The following is a 16775-nucleotide window of genomic DNA, read 5'->3' as shown; positions in this document are numbered from 1 at the left end:
CGTATCTCCTCAGGGCTTCAGAATGAATAGCGCAAACCCAGCAAAGCCGAACCGACAAGGTAGTCGGCTGCGTCTTCGCGCGTGAAACCATCCAGCCCGAGAGCAGCGGTTCCGGTCAGTCCGTTCATCAGATTACGATAATAGGCGAGCGATGCGCTCCATCCCACGCCATCGCTGGTCATGGGAAGACCGCTATCTAACCAGTTGGCATAGATATCACCACGTAAGTTTGAGCGAGTGTCAAGTTGGCGTGATGCGAAGATCGAGACCCAATAAGTGCGATCGACCAGTCCAGCGTAGTCGGCAAAGATCGGGCCTTCCGGCGTGATATATTTACGACTTTCACCACCGAAGCCAAGGCCGGTCGTCGTTCGCCCAAGATTGAGCGAATAGCTGAAAATTGCGCCTCGTGTCCGATAGGTTAGCGAACGGATCGGTCCCAATGCACCAATCAAACAATTGCCGCCGCTTTCCTCACCTGTGACACAGCCCGACAAATCACCACTAATCGGATTTCGATAAGCGACAAAATCAGTCGATAGCGAATTTATGCCGTCACTAAGCTCGCCGCCAAAACCTGAAATCGTATCATAGACCGAGAGATTTATATGGCTCCGCCTGTCAGGCGTGTAACTGAGACTGCCATAATAGGTGCTGGAATCATAGCGATGGCCGTAATGGGCTTCCAACGACATTCGCGAACTCGGGCGCCACTGCACCCCGATGTCCCAGATCAGACCATCCGCATCATAGGATATCTGGCGCGGTTCACTTTTATCGGTAACGTAGCGCCCTTTGGAATTTACTACCGGATTATCATTCTCATCACGCAAGACATCACGGCTTGACACTTTGACATCTTCATAGCCCACGCCACCGATCACGGCCAGTTCAGGGATAATCGGAACAGTCACATCAGCGCGCAGATAATTGTTACGCACACGTTGATCGAGATTGGATATGTCTTCCTGCGCCCACTGACCGGTCAGTCCCAAACCAACCGGCAATATCTTGCCCGGCCGCGTACTGATCCGTGCTGTGGCCTGTTGGGTCACACTGTCATCGAAGGAATCCACCAGCGTCGCATTGTTGGCGGCAGTCACACCCGATGGCTCATCTACACGCGTATATCCGATACGATACCCCGCCTCAACCTGCGCATGACCAGCATTGGTAGTGAACGATGGGCCAGCAAAGACCGAATAGATTTGTCGAGTCCAGTCACTATCAACCAGTCCCCCGGCAGTAGCAGCACCATTGTCACCATAGGTCTGGCGTGAAGCCATCGCTCCGGCCTCGATACTCAGGGTACGCGGAATAACGGAGGCGGAAACACGCGCCAAACCGCTCAGCGTGTCACCATCATTGCCGCTATTATCTCCCCAGTCTATCCGTCTTTCATAACGCAGCGATACAGCGGCTGAGGTGTTGCGTCCTCGAAGCAGTGCATCGACGCCCGCTGCCAGCCGCGTATAGGTCACCACATCATCACCTGGCGACAATTCCGTATTCAGCACTTGCGCAGCTTCGATATAGGGCCTGATATCCACCGGCCGCGATGCTGCACCTGGGAGGCCGCTATCGCTTCCCGGAGTTTCTCGCCCTTCCGACAAGTTATCATCCTGCGCGAGAGCGAGCGAAGGCATCGCCAAACAGGCGCAAGTAATGACTGTCAGAGATGCATAGCTCATCCCCATCGGGTTATCCCTCGTAGCCATAATAGCTGCCGAAACGTCGACCACTCGGGCTGAAATTGGCTCCATTAAGGAGCAATTTCACATCGGGACAATGCGACAGAAGCGACAAGGCATCCTCAAGAGCGCTTTGCCCCGTCTTGTCTGCCCGCACCACGACCAGTGCCTGACCAACATATTTAGCCAGTTCAGCTGCTGGCGAGGCAACCAAAGCGGGTGGAGAATCAAAAATAATCATCCGGTGCGGTGCACCGGCGGTCAGTTGATCAAGCAAAGCCGCCGTTTTGTTGCTTGATAGATATTCGCTGTCTGCACTGCTCTGATTGCCTGCCGGCAAAACCCACAAACCCGGCACATCGGTAGCCAGAATACAGTCTTCTACACGAATAAGCGGGTTGGCCAGTGCATCCATCAGCCCCGGCCCTGAACTGGTCAGACCAAGGGTGGAAAGAATTGACGGCTTAGCGAAATCGGCATCAACCAGCAGCACTTCGCTGTCTTTTTCGGCTGCGATAGCGAGAGCCAGGTTCGTCGCACAGAATGTCTTCCCTTCATTGGGCAAAGGCGAACAGACCAGTACACGCTGCGCGGCGGCAGACAGGCCCTGCCGTTCATTCTCCCGAACTTTGCGCAGAACTTCGCGCTTCACAATGCGAAATTCCTCCAGCAAAGTCGTTGTCGGGCCGCCCGGCACAATCATGCCATCTTCCAGCAGTAATTCACGATTAATCGGCTGGCGTTTCCGCGAGAATGATAATGGCCTCGGTGGTGGCGGAGCGGCCGGTGCCGAAGCCGCCTGTTCACTATCAGCGGGCTTTTGATGTTGGACACCCTGAGGGCGCTTAACACGTCCCTCCGCCAGTTTCTCAGGCACTGGAGCGGCTTTGAGCTTTTTCAACCCAAAAGTGTCCTCAGCCTGTTCAAACAACGACTTGCGAGATTTCTTATTTTCCGGCGGGAGCGGGATTTTTTTCTGATCTGTCACCCTGTACTCCTATGCCACCATGCCACGCTGGAAGAACTCCACCGCCAGCAATATCACAAAAAGACCTCCCAATGCGGCCGAAGCGCCCGCAAACAATCGCAACTGTTTGGCCCTGCGTTCTTTTGCCGCATCGGTGAGTACATTCGAAATCGTGCCAATTACCTGCAAACCGATATTTCGCTCCAACTTGGCGGCAGTTGCGAAAGAACCGTTGATCTGCCCTAAAGCAAAAGCCACTGCGCAACCTGCACCCATGCCAACGATCAATACACCGGCCAGCAATAAAGGCCGATGGGGGGCAGAAGGCGTTCTGGGACTGGAAGGCGGATCGATCACTTCAAACTTGATAGCGCTGCGTTCATTCTCGACCTGCCCACGCAAGCGCAGCTCCTCACGATCCTGCAACAACTTGTCATATTGCTTGCGAAGCACGTCATAGTCGCGGCTTATCCGCTGAGCCTCAGCTGCTGCCCCTGGCTCGTTCACCTGATCGGTACTGATCGAAGCGATTTCGGAACGTAAGGCAGAAGCCCGCGATTGCAGGGCCTGCACATTCGCCTGCCGCTCCACACGGATGGCCTGAAGGGAGCTATAAGCCGGATTAGGTGTGCCGCCGGTTGCCGCTCCGCCCATATTGTTGACCTGCTGTTGCAACGCAGCGATCTGACGCTTTACCGCAATTACGTCAGGATGTTCATCTGTCAAACCTCGGGCCTGCATTCCTGCAAGACTCGCCTGAGCCTGAGCTAAAGCGGCGGCAGGTCCCGTACCGCCCTGCCCTGTCAAAATACGGGGTGTATCGGCTAATTGCCCGTCGATGGCTGCCAACGCCGTTCGTGCGGCAGCAAGATCTGCTTCCACACTGCGCAATTCGGCGCGCGACGAACTCAGTTTGGTCGCAATCGCCTGCGCCCCGCCAATCAACTCGGGATTTTCCGCCTCGAATTGTAGCCGCCGCTGTTCCGCATCAGCGAGCTGTTTTTCACGCTCTGCCAGCTGCTGGTCGAGAAAAGACAGTGTCTCACGCATTTCTCCGCGTGATCCACCCAGATTTTCCTCGCGGAAAATATCTATCATGCGCTGCACGATCTCCTGCGCCAGTTGCGCGTTCTCGCTATCGGATAAATCGCCACGCCCGCTAGTCGCAGTTATTTCAAAAAGATTATCGCCCTGACTGGAAACCTGTATTTCCTTAGCAAGCACATTAACTGCCGTTTCCATCTGAACCGGCGAAGTCACCGTGTCTCCGATACGGGTAGAACGAACGACCTTCTCCAGATTGACTGCACTGGTCAATGTCTGGCGAATACGCTGAATATCTTTTTGACGGCTACCTGAACCAATACCGATCTGCTGAGCCAGAACATCATCAAGTTGAATGAAGATACGCGCATTAGACTGATAAGAATTAGGCACCAATGCCACTGCCAGCCAGCCCAGCAGGCAGATACCCCAGGCCACTGCCAGAGCAATCCAGCGGCGATTCCAGACCGTCCAGAGTGCTGCACGCATTTCTTCTAAGAGAGCGTTAAGGCTCATCGTCAGAACATGCTTTCGGGAATGATAATCACATCGCCGGGTTTCAGCATAACATTCGCCTTACTATCGCCCTTCTTGAGCAAATCGCTAAGCCGAAGAGCATATTCTTCCTGCTTGCCGCTTTCCTTGTCGAACCGAATGAGCTTGGCATGATTGCCTGCAGCGAATTCGGACAGTCCACCTACCGCAATCATGGCATCGAGCAGGGTCATATTCGCTCGATAAGGGATTGAAGCCGGCTTTTCCGTGGCACCGACAATGCGCACTTGCTGGCTGAAAGTACCGGCGAATTTGTTGACAATGACCGTCACGATCGGATCTGAGATATATTGCGAAAGCTGGAGCCGAATATCCTCCGCCAGCATGGTCGGCGTCTTCCCGACAGCGGGCATATCAGAAACAAGTGGTGTCGTAATGCGTCCATCGGGCCGAACTTGTACCTTGGCGCCTAACTCATCATTGCGCCAGACGTGGATAGTCAATTCGTCCAGCGGGCCAATCACATATTCTTCGCCCGGACCTTCCTGCATGGCGACAAAGCTCGCTGGCGGAAGTTGCGGATCATTGGCTGTCGTGCAGCCTGTCAGCATCAGCCCGGCCAGAGCCATTGCCATCCCAAACCGTGCGACATGTTTTTTGCGCATTAACGCGTCCTCTATTCCTCAATACTGGCTGCCATGCAGAACATGGCACACACCTATTCCCCTCGGGTTCGCGCCCTGATGCAATAAAAAGCGTGAATATTGCGTTAGCCTTCTCTCGTAAGACCGCATTCGAGAGCGGTTTTACGGGCACCGTCCCATTTTGAAACAATCAACAGGCATTCATTACACGAGAATTTCGCGTGCCGGTCCCTGTCCCAGAAAGGCAGATGGACTTGCAGTGGCGCCGTATGCCCCGGCACAAAATATGGCAACCAGATCGCCCACATCTGCTCGCGGCAACATGGCCTGATCGGCCAGCCGGTCCAGCGGCGTACACAAGCAGCCTACAATGCTGACTTCCTCAACCGCATCGGAATCGAACCGGCTTGCAATCGCTGCCGGATAATTACGCCGGACCACCGTTCCGAAATTGCCCGACGCGGCCAGTTGATGATGCAATCCACCATCCGTGATGAGATACGTCATGCCATGACTCACTTTGCGGTCAATCACTCGCGTCAGATAGACACCGGCTTCTCCCACAAGATAACGCCCGAGTTCGATAGAAAATTCAGTTTCAGCTAGATTATCGGGTAATTTCCCGAATTGATCTTCCAAAGAATTACCAATTCGGCCGATATCGAGCGGCGTATCGCCACGAAAATAGGGTATACCAAAACCGCCACCCATATTCAGATGAGGCAAAGCAACGCCAATTTCTTCAGTGAGTTGCGATGCCAGGGACAGGACTTTCCCTTGTGTTTCACTTATTGCCCCGGCATCGAGCGCCTGGCTACCAGTAAAGATATGCAAACCGCGCCATTCCACTCCTGCCGCCAAGATATCACGAGCCAGAGCAGGAACGCGCTCGGCATCAAGGCCGAAAGGCTTGGGTCCTCCTCCCATCTTCATCCCTGATCCACGCAATTCAAAATCAGGATTGACGCGAATGGCAAGTCGCGGCGCGATATTCTCCGCTTCCCCGATCATCAGCGCCCTGCGGACTTCCTGTTCGGATTCGCAATTAAGCGTTACACCAGCGAGGATCGCTGCACGCAATTCACGATCTCGTTTGCCCGGTCCGGCAAAACTGATACAGGCAGCTCGTTGTCCCGCCGCCAGAGCCTGTTCGAGCTCTCCGGCCGAAGCGATATCGAACCCATCCACCAAGCCTGCCATCACCTTGAGAATATCAGGGTAAGGGTTTGCTTTTACAGCATAATGGATTCGCAGGCGCTCAGGCATAGCCTTTCGTAAACTGTCGACACGATCTGCAATGATTGCACTCGAATAAACGAAAAGCGGTGTATCGCCAGCTCGTTTCACGAGCATTTCAGCTGTTTGCCCTGCAACTGCCAGCTGACCATTGACAGTCTCGAACCCGTGCGGAATGGGGCCAAGCGGTTTCATGCTTCGATCTCCCGCGCCAGCTTGACTCGATCGATCTTGCCATTGGGATTCAAAGGCATCGTGTCGCGCCAATGGATCACTCTTGGGTTCATAAAATTAGGCAGATCATGCGCTAGAATGGCAGGGAGGGCTTTTTCCGCTCGCTCCCGATCACCCAATGCCCGTGCAACCAGATGCACCACCTGTCCGACACGTTTTTCCGCCACACCAAGCGCTACAGCTTCGGCCACGAGCCCGCTTGCTAAAGCAGCATCTTCCACTTCCTGCGGACTGATCCGCACACCTGAACATTTGATCATCGCGTCGCGTCGTCCGACGAAATATAACAACCCTTGCTTGTCGCGCTTTACACGATCGCCTGACCAGACGGCTATGCCCCCATAATGCGATTCAGCAGGTGCAGAGCGAAAACGGTCCGAAGTCCTCTCCGCATCCTGCCAATAACCCTGCGCGACAAGAGGCCCGCAATGAACCAGTTCTCCCTCCTCTTCAGGCTCCGCCACCTCACCATCATCGTTTATGACCAGAATTTCGGCAAAAGGGACTGCCCGCCCCATCGATGCCGGGTGATCTGCCACTAGTTTCGGATCAAGATAGGTTGAGCGAAACGCTTCAGTCAGACCATACATGGGGAAAATGTCTGCTTGCGGGAAGATAGACCGCAAATTCGAAATCAAATCGAGCGTCAGCGGACCTCCGCTATTTGTCAGGCGGCGCATAGAATGAATAGCAGCATCCGGCCATGACTGCTCCGTCAGCTGCACCCATAGCGGCGGGACGGCAGCAAGCGTGGTCACACCATTACGAACGCAGGCCTTTATCACATCGCGCGGCATAAGATAGTCGAGGGGCGCCACCGCCGCTCCAGCCCGCCAGGCAGAAAGAAGCTGGTTCTGCCCATAATCGAAGGACAGGGGCAAAACAGCCAGTACCACATCGTCGGATTCCAGTCCGAGATAATGCGCTACACTTACCGCACCGAGCCACATATTGGCATGGGAAAGCATTACGCCTTTGGGCTTACCCGTTGAACCACTCGTATAAAGAATCGCAGCGAGATCTTGCGGATCGACAGTGGACAGGGGCAACCCTTCTCCATCTAGTTCACCAGGAATGCCGGCAACGTCCACAATACGGCAAGTAGACGGAATATCTTCGGATTCAAGCGTATCGAGCCGGCTATTCGTGCCGAGCAGAAGCTGCGCCCCGCTATCGGCAAGGATATGGGCGACCTGTGTATGTTTCAGCAGCGGATTGATCGGTATATGGACCAGCCCTGCGCGGGCTGCGGCCAGCGGCATAAGGCAGGTTACAAGATCTTTTGCTCCCCAACTGGCCACCCTTGCCCCTTTCTCGGGCAACTGCGAAGCCAGCCAGGATGCAAGTTGCGCCACACGCAATCTTAACGTCTTGTAGCTCAGCGTCTGATCACGCAGGATCAGCGCTGTGTCATCGTCGTGTCCAGACAACACACAATGATCGAGCGGAACAGGTATAGGGTCGAGTGAAACGGGCATGAGCTTTCAGAAAGATCGGAATTTCTGTGGTTGATATCAGCTATCACGACAGGGGCGACAAGGTGCAAGACCTGCCATTCCTTTCATCAGGCCCTTTTTCCCGGCTTGAATGGTTCAAACTTCTGGAACATTATGACTATAAGCCATTGATTGCTTTGGCCTATAAAAAAAATGAAGCACTTGCCCTGCCGCTATATCAAGGCAAATATGCAACAAATATTCTTGCCAACTGGTACAGTTTCACCTGGGCCCCCCTTGCCACAAAAGGAGCTGACCGGCAGTCGCTCTTGCGCTCGCTTGCTCGCGATATGCGCGGAAAGTTTACGCGTATTATATTCGACAAACTGCCCGGTGAAGATGGCAGCGTTGACCTGCTCACAGATGCCTATCGCCGGGCAGGCTGGCTCTGTTTCTGCGAAACGAGCGATATCAATCACCTTCTGCGTGTCGGCGGACGCTCTTATGAAGACTATTACACCTCGCTTCCCGGTCACTTACGGTCCACATTGAAACGTAAAACTTCCAGTATTGAAACAGAGATTATCACTCATTTTCAAGATGATATATGGTCATTATACGATGATGTCTATGAGAAGAGCTGGAAAGGCTCGGAAGGAAATCCCGCGCTGCTCAAAGCTTTTGCCGAAACGGAATCCCGGCTTGGCCATATCAGAATAGGGCTGGCACGTTATAAAGGGAATGTCATCGCAGCCCAGTTCTGGACTGTAGAAGATGGCACGGCCTATATTCATAAGTTGGCCTATGATGATGATTTTAAAAGACTTTCTTCAGGTTCCATCCTAACCGCTGCTATGATGCGGTATGTCATTGACGAAGACCATGTGGACCTGGTGGATTTCGGGACCGGTGACGATGCTTATAAAGCAGACTGGATGAATGCCACGCGTCCCCGTTTTCGAGTGACCTGTTATCGGCCGGAACTCCCACAAAACTGGCCGCAAATTGGCCGACAGGTCTTGCGCAAGCTTGTTTTGCGCAGCCGTGCTGGTTAGGGAGCACGGCATGAAAGGGAGAACCATGAGCAGCCATCCCGAAACCGGCGAAGATTGTGCTGTCGCCAGCAACGAAAATACAGATCGCCTTTTGCGAGCCGTTTTGCGTGACGTTCTCGCGCTGGACGAAGGCCGTGTAGCAGGCTTCACTTCACAAAGCGGCCTCTTCGGGCATTTGCCGGAACTCGATTCCATGGCTGTAGCGAGCCTGTTAACGGAACTGGAAGATCGCTTCGCTATCATTATTGAAGATGATGAAATCGATGGCGAAATGCTTGAAACCTATGGCGCCCTGCTCGCTTTTATCGAAGCCAAGCAGAGCCGGTGACCTGATTGCCCATTCATGATTTCCGCATGGCCAGCCCCCACCGGCGATACGGAAATGGTTGTCAGTCTGGACCGGCAGCGCCCGCAGCGTCTGCTGATCCTGCCTGCTCTATTCGCGGAAGCGAATTTGCTGCGACACCAGACCATTCTGATAATGCACTGTCTGGATAAAGCTGGAATCGACAGTTTTCTGCCTGATTTGCCGGGATGCAATGAAAGTCTCGCACCACTGACTGAGCAGACTTTGAGCTCCTGGCAAAAGGCGGCCGATGCCGCAGCAACATATTTCCGCGCGACGGATATTCTCACCATTCGCGGTGGAATTTTACTGGCACCACAACACTTTAGCGGCTGGTCTTACGCCCCTGTCGATGGCCCCTCTATTTTACGCAAAATGATCCGCAGCCGTATTATCGGGCAGCGAGAAACAGGCATCGCTGAAAAGCGGGAGGACCTGATGATCCGGGGCCGGAGCGAAGGGCTCGAACTGGCTGGCTATCGCCTTGGCCCGGCGATGATCGAGCAACTGTCCCGCACCGGGACTGCGCGGCCCGGAAATCTCATCGAAATCCCTCATTCGCAACTTCAAGAGGGACCTCTCTGGCACCGAACAGAGCCAGACAGTAACCAAAAAGAGGCACAAAGCCTTACAGACTACATCACAAAAGCTGCCGGCCAATGACCGGCAGGCAGCACCTGACCTTCACCTGTAATGAAGAAATGCTGGCCGGTACTCTGGACCATGCCCCCGGCCGGGTCGGCCTGTTGATCGTTTCGGGGGGAAATGAAATTCGATCCGGCCCGTTTGGTGGACAGGCCGATCTGGCAGCGCGGATTGCCCGCCAAGGCTATCCTTGTTTTCGCTTCGATCGCAGGGGAATTGGCGATAGCGAAGGCGATAATCGGGGTTTTGCAAGCAGCGGCCCCGATATCGCGGCTGCATGCGACATTTTTCGCAAGGAATGCCCACAAGTTACTGCTCTGGTCGCTTTCGGCAATTGCGATGCAGCCAGCGCTCTGGCCCTGTTTGCCCGGGACAAATGCGACAGTCTGGTGCTCGCCAATCCCTGGATCATCGAGAACGATACCGGCGAATTGCCGCCCCACGCTATTCGCCAGCGTTATGTCGCCAAGCTGCGCCGACCGGCGGAGTGGCGCCGTCTGTTCACGGGCCGGATATCGATCACGCGGTCCTTAAAAAGCTTTTTCAATGGGTTATGGAGCAAACCTCGGACATCGTCTCTGGCACACCGATTGACAGAAGCTCTTTCAGACACGGCGCGACCGGTGCATATTCTGATCGCGGAACGAGATCGGACAGCACAAAGCTTTATGGCTGTCTGGAACGGGCAGGATCAGCGGATAGCGATCTGCCCGGGCGCCAGCCATGCCTTTGTGGAAAGCGGTGCACGCGAGTGGCTGACCTATCGCTTAATCGCTATCCTTGATGAAGAAGCTCGCCAGCTCGACATGCGTTGACCAGCGAAACTGGCCGACCGGACGCAATTCCTTCAGCCGATAGCCCGCCTCGATCAATGTCTTGCAATCGCGTGCCCAGCTCGATGGGTTGCAGCTGATATAAACGATCCGCTCCACTCCGCTCTGAGCGAGTTGCGCGACCTGCTCCCGCGCGCCGGCCCGTGGGGGATCGAGCACAACGCCATCGAACCGCCCAAGATCCTCCGCCCGCAAGGGATTACGAAACAGATCGCGATGAAAACTCTTTACCGGCTTGCGATTGCGTGCCGCGCCCTGCTGGCAGGCCAGATGAGCATCGCGCGCCGCTTCGGCAGCCAGCACCCGTGCCGGATCGGCCAGTACGAAAGCGAAAGTACCAAGCCCTGCGAACAGATCGGCAATCACCCGCGCGCCCTCCAGCCATTCGCGCGCCGCTGCGGCGAGTACATCTTCGCCATCGCGCGTGGCCTGAAGAAAGGCCCCAGCCGGATAAGGAACGGGAACACCGCCCGGCGATACGGTAACCGGATCGGGCTCCCAGAAAGCTTCGGGCCCGTAACCCTGATCGAGCGTCATCCGCGCAATGCCATTATCCCGGCAAAAATCGAGCACGGCTTCGGTCTGCTCGAGACCTTCGAGCGACAGACCCTTTATCGCACAATCGACACCCTGATCGGTCAGCACCAGTTCGATCTCAAGCGCATATTTGCCCTTGCGCTTCGCCAGCATTGCCCTGAGAGGGGCCACCAGTGCGAAAAGTTCAGGCACAAGAATATGGCATTCGCGCAAATCGACGATTTTGTGAGAACCCGCTTCGCGAAAACCGATCAGCGGCCGTCCGCCGCCATTGACCGCTTTCAGGCTCGCCCGACGTCGGCTCAAAGGAGGGGAAAGATGTGTGCCCCCGACAATCTCAGGCTCCAGCCCCTGCCCTCTGGCCGCATGCACCACCCGGTCATGGACGAATTGGGACAGCGCTTCATCGTCGAGATGCTGTAGCTGGCACCCGCCGCATATACCGAAATGGCGGCAGGGCGGCGCAGCATGATGCGGCCCCGGCTCTATTGTGCCGTCCGGCATCACACGGTCGCCCGGTGCGGTCATGGGAATATGGCGGCCAGTGGCAGTGACGCCGTCGCCTTTGGCAGCTACCCGTTCAATGATTTCAATGTCGCTCACAAACAGGCCGCGTAGGCGCTGCGGATCGCAGACACAAGCTCCCCTGCCGTGAAAACCGCTCCGGCCTGACAGGCCGCCTCGCCATGCAGCCACACGCCCTGACAGGCGGCATCCATGGCGCTGCATCCCGTCGCCAGACGGCTGGCGATAATTCCGGCCAGCACATCGCCCGTTCCGGCCACCGACAGCCAGCTCGGTGCAGGCGGAGAGATCGCTACCCGGCCATCCGGCGCCGCGACGATCGTATCGGGCCCCTTGGCCACAATAACCGCCCCGCTTGCCCGCGCGAGAGACAGCAGGCGTTCCAGTCGGCCCCCTTCAGGCGTATCGAAACTGGTGAACAACCGGTCCAGCTCCCCGGCATGCGGCGTAAAAATGACCGGTGATTTGCGCCCTTCCAGCATGGCGGGGCGCAACAGCACCAGAGCGTCGGCATCGCACAAAGTCGGCACATCGCGGCCAAGCGTTGCAGCCAGACGATTGCGGCTCCGTCCGCTTCTGCCAAGCCCCGGTCCGATGGCCAGGGCGGAAAGACGATGATCGTCCAGCGCCTCATCGAGATCGCTTCGGTCGATCACCAGCTCCGCCGGAAGCGAAGACGGCGGGGTGTCGCTGAACAATTTAACATAACCCGCACCGCTACGCATGGCAGCCTGCGCAGCCAGCACACCGGCCCCGGGCATTTCGCCGCCCACCAGAGCGAGCAGTCCGCGGCTATATTTATGCGCATTACGCGAAGGGACGGTGAGCTCCGGCTTCGGGAACAGCCGTGCCACATGCTCGGTCTCACCGATACCAATGGGAACCAGTTCGCGGCGCCCCATCATTTCCATCGCGGGCATCATCCAATGGGCACATTTCCATGCCCCCAGGGATATGGTGCAATCATAATGCGGAAGGTCGGGATCGAGCGGTGCGGCATGATCGCTTTCCACACCGCTGGGCAGATCGATCGCCACGCAAAGGCGGTGGCGGGCGGCCAGATGCCGCACACGATCCGCCAGTTCCGTCCCCAGACCGCGAGTCAAACCGCTGCCGAACAGGCTATCCACAAAGACTTCACCCTCGGCACCCTCGGCAAATTCACCCTGATATTCGGCCCGCGCCTGCTGTGCGGCTTCGGTCTTCGGATCGAAAGCTGCGATCACTTTTACCGGGGCACCCCGACGGCGCAGACTTTCGGCTATCACATAACCGTCACCGCCATTATTGCCGGGGCCGGTCAGCACGGTCACCGAACGACCGGCACAAATTCGCCATATAATATCGGCCGCGCCATGCCCGGCACGCTGCATCAGGGTCCAGACCGTTTCGCCGCTGTCGATAAGGGTTTGCTCAGCTGCACGCATCTGCGCAACCGTAAGAATGGGATCAACTGGACGGTGCATCGCCTTCAATCCTGGCTGGAAATTGATAGCGGTCGCCATCGAGCGTCACTTCGATACCGTTATCCGCCATTTTCGTAACGGCCATATCCGCACCGTCCGACGCGGCAAGGCCGGAACCATTTGCCTGCACATCGAACCGCCGGAAACCGCCATCGGGATGATGAACGATCAGTGTCAGAACGCCATCGACCTGCTTGCGTTCGACAAAACAATCGCTCGTGAAATCATCGGCGCCATTCAGAGCACAGGCAATCGGCTCGCCGACCGGATCGGCTTGCCCATCGCCGCCGGAACACGCCGTCAGCATCAGGACGAAGAAGCAGGGCACTAACCGTTGATACATTTCCAGAGCCCTGCACCTAGTCCAGCGCCAGCGCAACCCTGCCAGCAATATCGTGTATCATCGCGGCCCAGCGGGACTGGCCCGTTTCATGGGCGATCAGATCGTTGCGTATCTCTATGGCGAGATAGGGAATGCCATGCGCCTCGGCGTGGCGGTTCATCGTCGCATTGAGCAATTTGCCCGAATAGGGTTCATTGTCGCCCACCACACAGCCCTGCTGCGCAAACATACGAATGGCATGACGAGCGGCACGATCATCCTCATTGTAGAGGAGCCCAACTTCCCACGGCCTGTCTTCCGCCTTGCTTTCGAGATCGGGCGTGAAACTGTGGATGGAGAGCAGCAGGCGCGGCTCCGCCGGTGCAATCCAGCGGGCAAAAGCCTCATGATAGGGCTTGTAGAAACGGGCAATGCGCCCTTCCCGGTCCGCCCCCAGATTGCCGGGGATGAGATGACCATCGCTGGTTTCCGGAATGAGGCCGGGCGAATCTTCTTCACGATGAAGATCGATAACAAGCCTGCTGACCAGCGCGTGATGCACCGGAACGTGATGACGCACGGCAAGGCGATCCACCACACCTTCGGTGCCGATGTCATAGGCGATATGTTTTTCCAGAAGCTCCGGCCCGATCCCGAGATCGATATCGGCGGGCACATGGTTCGAAGCATGATCGCAAATCGCCACAATATCGCCCTTCTGCGGTGTTCCGATTTGTTTGAAGGGGCTTTCACTCATCTCAAATGTCCTGTCATCTGCCACCAGTCGGGATGGCTGGCGGCACATTGTGCGGCTGCGTCGCGCAACGCCTCATCGTCACGATAGAGCGCAAAGCAGGTCGCTCCCGAGCCGCTCATGCGAACGATATCCGCTTGCGTTTCACGCAACACAGACAATATTTCGGCAATAACCGGGCAGATTTCAATTGCCGGCGCTTCGAGATCGTTACGCCCTGTTCGTGCAATGGCCGAAGGCGGGCCATCGGGCATCGCCCCCCGGTCCAAACCGTCCCACGCCTTAAAAACCGGCCCGGTCGCCAGCGGCACGCGCGGATTGACCAGCAGAACGGCCTTACCCGCGAGATCGTTTTCGACCGCGACCAGTTCGGTTCCTGTCCCCCGCCCGATACAGGCGCGGCTCCCGACACAGGCGGGAACATCCGCGCCGAGCTGCGCGGCGCGCTCCGCCCAGTCATCGGGAAGGCCTTCCGTTTCCCGGATAAGGCGAAACACGGCTCCGGCATCGGCAGAACCGCCGCCCAGCCCCGCGGCCACAGGAAGGCGCTTTTCCAGCGCGATGGCCAGCCCTTGCCGATGCGGCAAATGGCCAAGCGCTTTGGCCACGATATTATCGAAAGGATCGCTCAGCGTTGCGGCAAATTCGCCCTGAATACGCAATTCGTCCCGATCTGCCGGGCGGGCCGAAAGCCGGTCTCCGTCATCGACAAAGGCGAACAGCGTTTCCAGTTCGTGATAGCCATCCTCGCGCCGCCTGCGAACATGCAGCGCGAGATTGATCTTGGCATAAGCGATTTCGGTAAGAGCCATGAGCGCGGCCGGACTCACATATTGGGATAGTTCGGCCCGCCCCCGCCTTCCGGCGTCACCCATTCGATATTCTGCGTCGGGTCCTTAATGTCGCAGGTTTTGCAATGAACGCAGTTTTGCGCATTGATAACCAGCTGCTCTATCCCGTTATCGTCTTCGACGAATTCATAGACCCCGGCGGGGCAATAGCGCGCTTCCGGCCCGGCATAGACCGGCAGATTGACCTTTTCGGGTATTGTCGGATCTTTCAGCACCAGATGGCAGGGCTGGTCTTCTTCATGATTGGTGCCGGAGAGGAACACCGAAGACAGGCGATCGAAGCTGATAACACCGTCGGGCTTGGGGTATTCGATCTTCTTGTAAAGATCGGCACGGCCCGTTTTCGCAGCGTCGGTCTCATGCTTCATCGTGTAAGGCAGGCCGATCTTCAGCGTACGCATCCACATATCGGCACCTGCCAGAACCGTACCCAGCGCGCCGCCGAATTTCGACACCAGCGGTTGCGCATTGCGAACTCTCGACAATTCATCGGCAATCCAGCTCGAGCGCACAGCCGTATCGTATTCGTCCAGCGCATCCTTTTCCCGTTCACCGACGATAGCCGCCGCCGCGGCATCCGCCGCCAGCATACCGCTTTTCATTGCCGTATGCGTGCCCTTGATCCGCGGAACATTCACGAAGCCTGCGGAACAGCCGATCAGCGCACCACCGGGGAAGGCGAGTTGCGGGACGGACTGCCAGCCGCCTTCATTGATCGCCCTCGCGCCGTAAGACACGCGCTTACCGCCCTCGAGCACTTCTCTGATCGCCGGATGATGCTTCCAGCGCTGAAATTCCTCGAAAGGGAAAACATAGGGATTGGCGTAATCGAGGGCGGTCACGAAACCGAGCGCAACCTGCCCGCCAGCCTGATGATAGAGAAAACCGCCGCCCCAGCTATCGCTTTCCGACAGCGGCCAGCCCTGTGTATGAATCACGCGCCCCGGCACGTGTTTGGCGGGGTCGATATCCCATAATTCCTTGATGCCGAGGCCATAGACCTGCGGCTGGCATTCGGCTTCGAGATCGAAATGCGCCTTCATCCGCTTGGTGAGATGCCCCCGTGCGCCCTCGGCAAAGAGCGTATATTTGGCATGCAGTTCCATACCGGGCTGATAATCGGCCTTCTGCGAACCATCGGCCGCCACACCCATATCCTGCGTCGCCACGCCCATCACCGCGCCGTTTTCATCGAACAGGACTTCCGATGCCGGAAAACCGGGGAAGATTTCGACGCCCATTTCCTCGGCCTTTTCGCCGAGCCAGCGGCACAGATTGCCAAGCGATCCGGTGTAATTGCCATCGTTGGACATGAAGGGCGGCAAAGCGAAATGCGGCATATCGAACTTGCCCGAGCGCGACAGCATCCAGTGATGGTTTTCCGTCACCGGCACTTCGGCCAGCGGGCAATCCTGCTCGCGCCACTCGGGCAGCAACTCATCCAGAGCGCGCGGATCGACAACGGCGCCGGAGAGAATATGCGCACCGATTTCCGACCCTTTTTCAAGGACACAGACTTCCAGCTCGTCATTCACCTGTTTGAGGCGGATGGCAGCGGCAAGCCCGGCCGGGCCGCCACCGACAATCACCACGTCGTAAGGCATAGATTCGCGTTCGCTCACACTCGATCCCCGTTGAAACGATATTGTGCTATTGGGCCTTGATCGTTGAGCCCTGGCAGGTCAAGGCTTAGT

Annotated in this window: 16 protein-coding genes; 4 read left to right on the top strand and 12 right to left on the bottom strand. The window is 56.7% G+C overall.

The features are described 5' to 3' along the window. Window positions 1–17: 17 nt before the first annotated feature. The 6 genes from D6851_RS01810 to D6851_RS01785 form a co-directional block, all read right to left on the bottom strand. Window positions 18–1691, bottom strand: a complete 1674-nt coding sequence (locus D6851_RS01810; protein WP_147395404.1) for a TonB-dependent receptor — start codon at window positions 1689–1691, stop codon at window positions 18–20. A 10-nt stretch (window positions 1692–1701) separates the two neighbouring features. Then, a complete protein-coding gene (locus D6851_RS01805; RefSeq protein ID WP_120323144.1) occupies window positions 1702–2679 on the bottom strand; it encodes a P-loop NTPase family protein in 978 nt (325 codons plus the stop codon). A 9-nt stretch (window positions 2680–2688) separates the two neighbouring features. Then, window positions 2689–4218: an XrtA system polysaccharide chain length determinant gene (locus D6851_RS01800; RefSeq protein WP_120323143.1), complete on the bottom strand. Its 1530-nt coding sequence runs from the start codon at window positions 4216–4218 to the stop codon at window positions 2689–2691. Between the two features lie 2 nt (window positions 4219–4220). Further along, window positions 4221–4862: an XrtA/PEP-CTERM system exopolysaccharide export protein gene (locus D6851_RS01795; RefSeq protein ID WP_120323142.1), complete on the bottom strand. Its 642-nt coding sequence runs from the start codon at window positions 4860–4862 to the stop codon at window positions 4221–4223. Between the two features lie 183 nt (window positions 4863–5045). After that, on the bottom strand, window positions 5046–6272 hold the full coding sequence (locus D6851_RS01790) for a pyridoxal-dependent decarboxylase, exosortase A system-associated (protein WP_120323141.1): 1227 nt from the start codon (window positions 6270–6272) through the stop codon (window positions 5046–5048). Continuing rightward, window positions 6269–7789 (bottom strand): acyl-CoA ligase (AMP-forming), exosortase A system-associated, encoded by a 1521-nt coding sequence (locus D6851_RS01785; RefSeq protein ID WP_120323140.1) that lies wholly within the window; start codon window positions 7787–7789, stop codon window positions 6269–6271. The genes D6851_RS01790 and D6851_RS01785 overlap by 4 nt, the downstream gene beginning before the upstream one ends. Before the next feature lie 26 nt (window positions 7790–7815). On the opposite strand from D6851_RS01785, the gene D6851_RS01780 reads away from it, so the two are divergent. The 4 genes from D6851_RS01780 to D6851_RS01765 are packed head-to-tail and all read left to right on the top strand — an operon-like array spanning window position 7816 to window position 10608. Further along, complete coding sequence (locus tag D6851_RS01780) at window positions 7816–8802, top strand: GNAT family N-acetyltransferase (RefSeq protein WP_120323139.1); 987 nt, start codon at window positions 7816–7818, stop codon at window positions 8800–8802. Between the two features lie 25 nt (window positions 8803–8827). Beyond that, window positions 8828–9130, top strand: coding sequence for an acyl carrier protein (locus D6851_RS01775; RefSeq protein ID WP_120323138.1), 303 nt, complete (start codon window positions 8828–8830; stop codon window positions 9128–9130). Window positions 9131–9145: 15 nt separating this feature from the next. Next, window positions 9146–9811 (top strand): alpha/beta hydrolase family protein, encoded by a 666-nt coding sequence (locus tag D6851_RS01770; RefSeq protein ID WP_238473889.1) that lies wholly within the window; start codon window positions 9146–9148, stop codon window positions 9809–9811. Then, on the top strand, window positions 9808–10608 hold the full coding sequence (locus D6851_RS01765; RefSeq protein WP_120323137.1) for a hydrolase 1, exosortase A system-associated: 801 nt from the start codon (window positions 9808–9810) through the stop codon (window positions 10606–10608). Before D6851_RS01770 ends, D6851_RS01765 begins: the two co-directional genes overlap by 4 nt. On the opposite strand, the gene D6851_RS01760 is transcribed toward D6851_RS01765, so the two are convergent. Genes D6851_RS01760 through D6851_RS01735 form a run of 6 tightly spaced genes read right to left on the bottom strand, consistent with a single transcriptional unit; the run spans window position 10561 to window position 16703 of the window. Beyond that, the gene (locus D6851_RS01760) at window positions 10561–11766 is read right to left on the bottom strand and encodes a class I SAM-dependent RNA methyltransferase (RefSeq protein WP_120323136.1); all 1206 of its coding nucleotides are present in this window, start codon (window positions 11764–11766) and stop codon (window positions 10561–10563) included. The two genes, D6851_RS01765 and D6851_RS01760, sit on opposite strands and share 48 nt — an antisense overlap. Next, entirely contained in the window at window positions 11763–13154 is a 1392-nt protein-coding gene (locus D6851_RS01755) for an NAD(P)H-hydrate dehydratase (protein WP_120323135.1), read from the bottom strand. Before D6851_RS01755 ends, D6851_RS01760 begins: the two co-directional genes overlap by 4 nt. After that, entirely contained in the window at window positions 13138–13497 is a 360-nt protein-coding gene (locus tag D6851_RS01750) for a hypothetical protein (RefSeq protein WP_147395403.1), read from the bottom strand. The genes D6851_RS01755 and D6851_RS01750 overlap by 17 nt, the downstream gene beginning before the upstream one ends. Before the next feature lie 16 nt (window positions 13498–13513). Beyond that, on the bottom strand, window positions 13514–14233 hold the full coding sequence (locus tag D6851_RS01745) for an N-formylglutamate amidohydrolase (protein ID WP_120323133.1): 720 nt from the start codon (window positions 14231–14233) through the stop codon (window positions 13514–13516). Then, on the bottom strand, window positions 14230–15042 hold the full coding sequence (locus D6851_RS01740) for a 4-(cytidine 5'-diphospho)-2-C-methyl-D-erythritol kinase (protein ID WP_120323486.1): 813 nt from the start codon (window positions 15040–15042) through the stop codon (window positions 14230–14232). The genes D6851_RS01745 and D6851_RS01740 overlap by 4 nt, the downstream gene beginning before the upstream one ends. 14 nt (window positions 15043–15056) lie before the next feature. Then, the gene (locus D6851_RS01735; RefSeq protein WP_120323132.1) at window positions 15057–16703 is read right to left on the bottom strand and encodes an electron transfer flavoprotein-ubiquinone oxidoreductase; all 1647 of its coding nucleotides are present in this window, start codon (window positions 16701–16703) and stop codon (window positions 15057–15059) included. Between the last annotated feature and the right edge of the window lie 72 nt (window positions 16704–16775).

The sequence above is a fragment of the Altericroceibacterium spongiae genome (assembly GCF_003610805.1).
In the GTDB taxonomy this organism is placed as follows: domain Bacteria; phylum Pseudomonadota; class Alphaproteobacteria; order Sphingomonadales; family Sphingomonadaceae; genus Altericroceibacterium; species Altericroceibacterium spongiae.
This window is presented reverse-complemented; position numbering and strand designations above follow the sequence as displayed.

Coding starts and splice junctions, on each gene's coding strand:
- D6851_RS01810 (WP_147395404.1), bottom strand. CDS start 1,691: ATGAGCTATGCATCTCTGACAGTCATTACTTGCGCCTGTTTGGCGATG.
- D6851_RS01800 (WP_120323143.1), bottom strand. CDS start 4,218: ATGAGCCTTAACGCTCTCTTAGAAGAAATGCGTGCAGCACTCTGGACG.
- D6851_RS01795 (WP_120323142.1), bottom strand. CDS start 4,862: ATGCGCAAAAAACATGTCGCACGGTTTGGGATGGCAATGGCTCTGGCC.
- D6851_RS01790 (WP_120323141.1), bottom strand. CDS start 6,272: ATGAAACCGCTTGGCCCCATTCCGCACGGGTTCGAGACTGTCAATGGT.
- D6851_RS01785 (WP_120323140.1), bottom strand. CDS start 7,789: ATGCCCGTTTCACTCGACCCTATACCTGTTCCGCTCGATCATTGTGTG.
- D6851_RS01775 (WP_120323138.1), top strand. CDS start 8,828: ATGAGCAGCCATCCCGAAACCGGCGAAGATTGTGCTGTCGCCAGCAAC.
- D6851_RS01770 (WP_238473889.1), top strand. CDS start 9,146: ATGATTTCCGCATGGCCAGCCCCCACCGGCGATACGGAAATGGTTGTC.
- D6851_RS01765 (WP_120323137.1), top strand. CDS start 9,808: ATGACCGGCAGGCAGCACCTGACCTTCACCTGTAATGAAGAAATGCTG.
- D6851_RS01755 (WP_120323135.1), bottom strand. CDS start 13,154: ATGCACCGTCCAGTTGATCCCATTCTTACGGTTGCGCAGATGCGTGCA.
- D6851_RS01750 (WP_147395403.1), bottom strand. CDS start 13,497: ATGTATCAACGGTTAGTGCCCTGCTTCTTCGTCCTGATGCTGACGGCG.
- D6851_RS01745 (WP_120323133.1), bottom strand. CDS start 14,233: ATGAGTGAAAGCCCCTTCAAACAAATCGGAACACCGCAGAAGGGCGAT.
- D6851_RS01740 (WP_120323486.1), bottom strand. CDS start 15,042: ATGGCTCTTACCGAAATCGCTTATGCCAAGATCAATCTCGCGCTGCAT.